Origin of the sequence: Nonomuraea sp. NPDC049709, assembly GCF_040674815.1 — a bacterium.
In the GTDB taxonomy this organism is placed as follows: domain Bacteria; phylum Actinomycetota; class Actinomycetes; order Streptosporangiales; family Streptosporangiaceae; genus Nonomuraea.
The window spans coordinates 94150-100956 of the sequence record NZ_JBFANM010000047.1; the positions used below are offsets into that span (position 1 = coordinate 94150).

At 69.0% G+C, this 6807-nt stretch carries 5 protein-coding genes; 4 read left to right on the forward strand and 1 reads right to left on the reverse strand.

Translation table 11 applies throughout. From position 1 onward, the window contains the following. Positions 1 to 18: 18 nt before the first annotated feature. Positions 19 to 1062 carry a LacI family DNA-binding transcriptional regulator gene (locus AB0J69_RS38535; protein WP_364128112.1) on the reverse strand — a complete coding sequence of 348 codons (1044 nt, stop codon included), beginning with the start codon at positions 1060 to 1062 and terminating at the stop codon, positions 19 to 21. A 245-nt stretch (positions 1063 to 1307) separates the two neighbouring features. Between AB0J69_RS38535 and AB0J69_RS38540 the strand changes: the two genes are divergently transcribed. Genes AB0J69_RS38540 through AB0J69_RS38555 form a run of 4 tightly spaced genes read left to right on the forward strand, consistent with a single transcriptional unit; the run spans position 1308 to position 6527 of the window. Further along, positions 1308 to 2579 carry an extracellular solute-binding protein gene (locus AB0J69_RS38540; RefSeq protein WP_364128115.1) on the forward strand — a complete coding sequence of 424 codons (1272 nt, stop codon included), beginning with the start codon at positions 1308 to 1310 and terminating at the stop codon, positions 2577 to 2579. Between the two features lies 1 nt (position 2580). After that, a complete protein-coding gene (locus tag AB0J69_RS38545; protein ID WP_364128118.1) occupies positions 2581 to 3525 on the forward strand; it encodes a sugar ABC transporter permease in 945 nt (314 codons plus the stop codon). Beyond that, the gene (locus tag AB0J69_RS38550; RefSeq protein WP_364128120.1) at positions 3522 to 4352 is read left to right on the forward strand and encodes a carbohydrate ABC transporter permease; all 831 of its coding nucleotides are present in this window, start codon (positions 3522 to 3524) and stop codon (positions 4350 to 4352) included. Before AB0J69_RS38545 ends, AB0J69_RS38550 begins: the two co-directional genes overlap by 4 nt. Before the next feature lie 33 nt (positions 4353 to 4385). Further along, the gene (locus AB0J69_RS38555; protein ID WP_364128123.1) at positions 4386 to 6527 is read left to right on the forward strand and encodes a family 43 glycosylhydrolase; all 2142 of its coding nucleotides are present in this window, start codon (positions 4386 to 4388) and stop codon (positions 6525 to 6527) included. Positions 6528 to 6807 lie beyond the last annotated feature (280 nt).

Here is a 6807-nt window from a genome sequence, read left to right on the forward strand (position 1 = left end):
GAATCGCCGTAAGTTTCGTCAGCCTGCCGGTAGGGCCGTGCTCTCCCGGATGATCAGTTCGGTGCCCAGCTCCACGCGGTGCTGTGCCAAGAGCTCGCCCTGTGCCAGCTTGAGCAGCATGTCGGTGGCGGCGGCGGCCATCCCGGTGAGCGGCTGGTGGACCGTGGTCAGGGGCGGGTTCATCCACCGGACCGCGGGCAGGTCGTCGAAGCCCACCACGCTCACATCGCCGGGTATGCGCAGGCCGAGCCGATGGACGGCGCGGTAGACGCCCGTGGCCTGCCCGTCGTTGCAGGTGAAGATCGCCGTCGGCGGGTCGGGCAGCCGCAGCAGGCGTTCGGCCTGGGCCAGGCCGCCCTCGATGAGAAAGTCGCCCCGGCCGATGAGCTCCGGATCGACGGGGAGGCCGGCCATGTCGAGGGCGGTCCGGTAGCCGTCGAGCCGGGCCCGGCTGGCGAGGGCGTAGTCGGGCCCGGTGATGGCGGCGATGCGCCGATGTCCGAGGCCGAGCAGGTGGCGCGTCGCCATGAGCCCGCCGTTCCAGTTGCTCGCGCTCACCGAGGGCACCTGGGGCGCGGGGTCGCCCCGCGGGTCGAGCAGGACGAGGGGGATGCCGCGGGTCGCGAGCTGCCGGCGCTGCGCCTCCGTCAGGCCGGAGAACACGGCGATCACGCCGGCGGGACGGCGGCTCAGCACGCCTTCGATCCAGCCCTTGCCCGGGGTGTCGCGGTGCTGCAGCTCCGACAGCACCACGGCGAGCTGGTGCTCGCGCGCCACCTGCTCGACTCCCTTGGCGATCTCGGTGGGATATTCGCCCTCCAACGCATGGAAGACCAGCTCCACCAGGGGCGCGGAGGTGGCGCGGCGCCGTTGCGGCCGGTAGCCGTGCTCGTGGATGAGCCGCTCGATGAGGGCACGCGTCTCGGGCCCCACCTCGGAGCGCCCGTTGACGACCTTCGACACGGTGGCCGTGGAGACCCCGGCCAGCTCGGCGAGCTGCGCGATGGTCATCGGCTGGGACAAGGTGACGCCGTCGTCGGACGGGCCTTCGGCCGTGGTCATGGCGGCAGTTTAGCGAGCAGGTTTCGGCGAGCTGTCCCGCTCATTTCGTCGTTCTTACGGGAGGTTCTTGACGAGTTTCAGAATCCGCACGTAGGGTCCGGCGTTAACGATCGCTCTTGACTCCGAAACTTTCTGATCCGCAGGTGTCCAGTAATCAGCTCCTGATCAGCCGGCCACTCCCGGATGCCCGCCCTTCTTCCGGATCACCTCCGCCCTCCGCTCCTGAACCCAGGAAGAGATCATCTGTGAAGCTCCGTGAAGCCACACCGGTCGTGCTCGCCACGGCCCTCGTCCTGACCGCCGCCGCCTGCGGAGGCGGCGGCCCAGCCCAGCCGTCAGGCGACGGCAGATCATTCGAGTTCTGGTCGTTCACCGGCATCAACCAGAAGGAGTCCGTCGAGGACTACCAGAAGGCCAACCCGGGCGCGCAGGTGAAGCTCACCGAAGTGGGCACCTCGGTGGAGACCGCGCAGGCGCTCACCACGGCGCTGGCCGGCGGCAAGGTGCCCGACCTCGTGCTCATCCAGGGCGACGATCTGCCGAAGTTCGTCCAGCAGCCGCAGAACTTCCAGGACCTGCGGCAGTACGGCGCGGACAAGATCAAGGGCGACTACCTCGACTGGGTGATCAGCCAGTCGGTGGCGAAGTCCGGCGAGATCATCGGCATCCCCACCGACGTCGGCGGCATGGCCGTGGCCTACCGGACCGACCTGTTCAAGGAGGCCGGGCTGCCCACCGACCGCGAAGAGGTGAGCAAGCTCTGGTCGACCTGGGACGCCTTCATCGAGACCGGCAGGAAGTACACCTCCGCCACCGGCAAGGCGTTCGTCGACAACGCCGCGACCAGCGTCTTCCTCCAGGCCGTCAACCAGGGACCGCAGAAGTACTACGACCCCTCCGGCAACGCCGTCTACGCCACCAGCCCTCAGGTCAAGACCGCGTTCGACCTGGCGATCAAGACCGCCCAGGCCGGGATCACCGCGAAGCAGAGCTCGTTCTCCGAGGGCTGGAGCGCGGGCATGGGCAAGGGCGACTTCGCCGTGATCTCCGCGCCGTCGTGGATGCTCGAGTCCATCCGCGACCACGCGCCCGACACCAAGGGCAAGTGGGACATCGCCACGATCCCGGGCGGCGCCGGCAACTGGGGCGGCAGCTACCTGGCCATCCCCAAGGGCGCGGCCAACCCGAAGGCCGCCTGGGACTACATCTCCAAGACCCAGTCGCCGCAGGGCCAGCTCGAGCACTTCACCGACTCCGGCGCGCTGCCCACCACCCCGTCGGTCTACCAGGATCCGAAGCTCACCGGGCTCAAGGACCCGTTCTTCTCCGACGCGCCGACCGGGAAGATCTACACCGACTCGCTGCTCGGGCTCAAGCCGTTCCTCATCGGCCCGGACAGCTCCGCCATCGGCCAGGAGTTCCTGAACGCGATCACCAACGTCGAGCAGGGCAAGGGCGACCCGGCCAAGGCGTGGGACGCGGCGCTGGCCAACATCAAGACCGCGATCGGCAAGTGACGTGGCCACGACGCTCAGCCCGCCGCGGGCGATGCCCGAGGCCGAGGCGCGGGTGCGGCAGGGCCTGGCCGAGCGGCTGGCCCCGTACGCCTACATAGCCCCGTTCTTCCTGCTCTTCGCGGTCTTCGGGCTCGTCCCGCTGCTGTTCACCTTCTACGTCGCGCTGTTCGACTGGAACCCGATCGGCGAGCACGTCTTCATCGGCTTCGACAACTTCGCCCGCCTGTTCGGCGACACCCGGTTCTGGAACGCGGCCTGGAACACGATCAGCATCTGGCTGCTGTCGACCGTGCCGCAACTGCTGATCGCGCTGGGGCTGGCGCACCTGCTCAACCACGCCCGGCTGCGGCTGGCGGTGTTCTTCCGGATGTCGATGCTGGTGCCGTACGTCACTTCGGTGGCGGCCACCGCGATCGTCTTCGCCCAGATGTTCGACCGCGACTACGGCCTGCTCAACTGGCTGCTCGGGCTCGTCGGCGTGGGGCCGATCGACTTCCTGCAGTCCGGGTGGGGGAGCCATGTGATGATCGCCGCGATGGTGACCTGGCGCTGGTTCGGCTACACCACGCTGCTCTACCTGGCCTCGCTGCAGGCCGTCCCCCGCACGATCTACGAGGCCGCGGCGGTGGACGGCGCGGGCGCGTGGAAGCAGTTCCGGCACATCTCCATCCCGTCGCTGCGCCCGGTCATCGTGTTCACCATCGTCACCTCCACCATCGGCGGCCTGCAGACCTTCACCGAGCCGCTGCTCGTCTCCCCCACCGCCCCGCTCACCTGCGGACCCGTCCGGCAGTGCCAGACCCTCACGCTCTTCCTGTACGAGCAGGGCTTCGGCCGGTTCCAGTTCGGCTACGGCGCCGCCATCGGCGTGGCGCTGTTCGTGCTGATCATCGCCTTCGCGGCGCTCAACTACGTCCTGTCCACCCGTATCCGCCCGGAGCGATGATGAAGAAGGCCGACCGGGTCCGATGGTGGACCTATCTGTTGCTCGCGGTGGCCACGCTGGCCTGCGTGTTCCCGCTGTACTGGATGTTCGTGGTGGCCACGACGGACACGGCGACCGCCACCAAGCTGCCGCCGGAGATCGTCCCCGGCGGGAACTTCTTCCACCTGGCCGGGCTCGTCTTCTCGACCGTGCCGTTCGTCCGCTCGATCCTCAACAGCCTCGTCGTGGCCGGCACGATCGGCGTCGGGCACGCCGTGCTGTGCTCGCTGGCCGGGTTCGCCTTCGCCAAGCTGCGTTTCCGCGGCCGCAACGCGCTCTTCCTCATGGTCGTGCTGACCATGACCGTGCCGACCCAGCTCGCCGTCATCCCGCAATACATGATCATCTCTTCGCTGGGGTGGGTCGACACCCTGCAGGCGCTCATCGTGCCGGGGCTGGCCAGCGCGTTCGGCATCTTCTGGATGCGCCAGCACCTGGCCACCACGATCAGCGACGAGATCCTGCAGGCCGCCCGCATCGACGGGGCCACGACCTGGCAGATCTTCTGGCGGATCGCGTTCCCGCTGGTGCGGCCGGCCGCGTTCGTGCTGGGGCTGCTCGGCTTCGTCACCGCCTGGAACGACTTCCTGTGGCCGTTCATCGTGTTGAAGTCGCCCGAGATGTACACCGCGCAGATCGCCATCAAGGCGCTGCAGAACAGCCTCACGGTGGACCTCGGCCTGGCCATGTCGGGCTCGTTCCTGGCCACCCTGCCGCTGGTCGTGCTGTTCGTCTTCGTCGGCAGACGCATGGTCGCCGGGATCATGGACGGCGCTTTCAAGGGCTGACCCTCGTACGCACGCAAGGAAGAGACAACGCAGGTGAACCGTGCCCCCGCGCACGCGCCGGGCGCTGCCGTGGAGTGGTCGCCGAAGCCCTCCTACACCTCGGCCGACACCGGCTCAGGCACGTACTCCGTACCGCTGCTTCGCTCCGACGTACCGGACATCAGCGTGGAACGCGTCCCGGCCGCCCGGAACGACGAGGGCCGGGACGTCTACTACCTGATCAGCACGACCATGCACCTGAGCCCCGGCGCACCGATCATGAAGTCCTACGACCTGGTGAACTGGGAGATCGTCAACTACGTCTTCGACCGGGCGAGCATCGGAGACCCCTTCTCCCTGCGCAACGGACAGACGTCGTACGGCCAGGGCCAGTGGGCGCCGTCCCTGCGCCACCACGACGGCAGGTTCTACGTCGCCTTCAACACCAACAACCTGGGCGGCGCCCACCTCTACCGCACCGACGACATCGAGAACGGTGCCTGGCAGCGCACACCCCTTGGCCGCGGCCTGCACGACCCGTCACTCTTCTTCGACCTCGACGGAACGCCGTACATTTTCTACGGCTCCGGCGGTACGAGCGCCGTGCGCCTCGACTCCGGCCTGACGGCCATCGAGCAGGACTACCCGAACATCTTCACGGCGAGCGACTACGCCGGCCGGCCGTTCATCGGCGGCCTGTTCGAGGGCGCGCAGTTCCACCACATCGACGGTCACTACTACGCGGTCGTCATCACCTGGCCGCCGGGGCAGGGGCGCCAGGTCGTCATGCTGCGGTCGAAGGAACTGCTGGGCCGCTACACGTCGGCGGGCGGGGTGAACACCTACGAGGCGCGCGGGGTGCTGAACTCCGACGGCTTCGCCCAAGGAAGCCTCGTGCCCATTTCGCGCGAGGGCGGCCGGACGGACTGGTACGGCATGTTCTTCCGTGACACGTTCCCGCTCGGGCGCACCCCGGCGCTCATCCCCGCCACCTGGCAGGACGGCTGGCCGACCTTCGGGGACAACGGGGTCGTGCGGGTGGACGGCGTGTTCGCCAAGCCGATCCGGCTCGGTCCCGAGCAGGAGGTGTTCGAGCGGCAGAAGAGCATCGTCGCCTCGGACGACTTCGCCAACGATGCGCCGCACAAGGCGTACATGGACGAGGAGTGGACGATTCCCGAGCCGACCCTCCTGGACGACCCCGGCTGCGAAGCCGAGACGGTCGAGCTGGCGGAGCTCGCGCCCAACGGGTCCCGGCTCGACCCGGTGTGGCAGTGGAACCACGCTCCCGACAACCGGTACTGGTCGCTCACCGACCGGGACGGATGGCTGCGGCTGACGAACGGCAAGGTCGTCACCGGCCAGTACCGCTACACGAAGCTCTCCGACCGGGCCGCACTGGCCTGGTTCGAGGAGGCGCGGAACACGCTGTCGCAGCGGACCTTCGGACCGCGGCAGTCCGTCGAGACCAAGATGGACATCTCCGGCATGAAGCACGGTGACGTCGCGGGCCTGGCGGCCTACAACCGCGGCTTCTCGTACGTGGCGGTCAAGCGGGTCGGTGGCGAGAACACGCTGGGCGTCGTCAACCGGGTGCAGCCGTTCGCGGCCGATCCGGACCGGGCCGCCCTCGAAAGCTTCGTGCCGGGCACGGCCGTGGCCCTCGACGACGCGACCGAGGTGCACGTGAAGGCGGACCTCGACTTCGCCTCCCAGGCCGGACAGTTGTGGACGACGTTCTTCTACAGCCTCGACGGTCTGAACTGGACCCGGTTGGGCGGCCGCGTCGGCCCGCAGACCCTGGACGGCAGCCTCGCGCACTTCATGGGGCACCGTGTCGGCCTGTTCGGCTACGCGACCCAGGAGCAGGGCGGGCACGTCGACTTCGACCACTACCTGCTCAGCGACACACTGACCGCGCAGGGCCGGCCGCTCGACACCAGCCGCCTCGACGCGGCCGTCGCGTACGCCGCAACCCTGGACGAACGCCACTACCCGAAGGCCGCCTGGACCGCGATGCGGGCCGCGCTCGCCGGGGCGAAGGCGGCACGGGCCGGCGAGTTCGGCAGCCAGAACCAGATCGACGCGCCGGAGCGGGCACTGAGCTACCAGCTGGCCCGGCTCGGGACGCTCAAGACCGACGCGCCGCCGCCGGAGGCGTCCGTGGTGGCGCCCGGTGCGCGGGCGGCACGGTGATCTCGACGGTACGGGTGCCGCCGGGCCGCCCCGAGACGATCGGCGCGGCAGGGCCCTGGGCACGGCGGATGCTCCCAGACGCCGTGCCCAGGACCCGGTTCACACGGTGATCACCGCGGACCGGCTCGCCGTGGCAGATGTCGCGCCATCAGCGCTGCAGGGTCAGCACACCGGGCCGGTAGGGCAGCAGGCCGTAGTCGCCGCCGGAGTTGGGGTTGCGTCCCTGGTAGAGCAGTTGCAGGTTGCAGGGGTCGATGGTCATGGTCTGGTCGGCGCTGGT

Bases quoted from the DNA above. Each gene is read 5' to 3' on its own strand.
- AB0J69_RS38550 (WP_364128120.1), top strand. From the start codon at position 3,522: ATGATGAAGAAGGCCGACCGGGTCCGATGGTGGACCTATCTGTTGCTC.
- AB0J69_RS38535 (WP_364128112.1), bottom strand. From the start codon at position 1,062: ATGACCACGGCCGAAGGCCCGTCCGACGACGGCGTCACCTTGTCCCAG.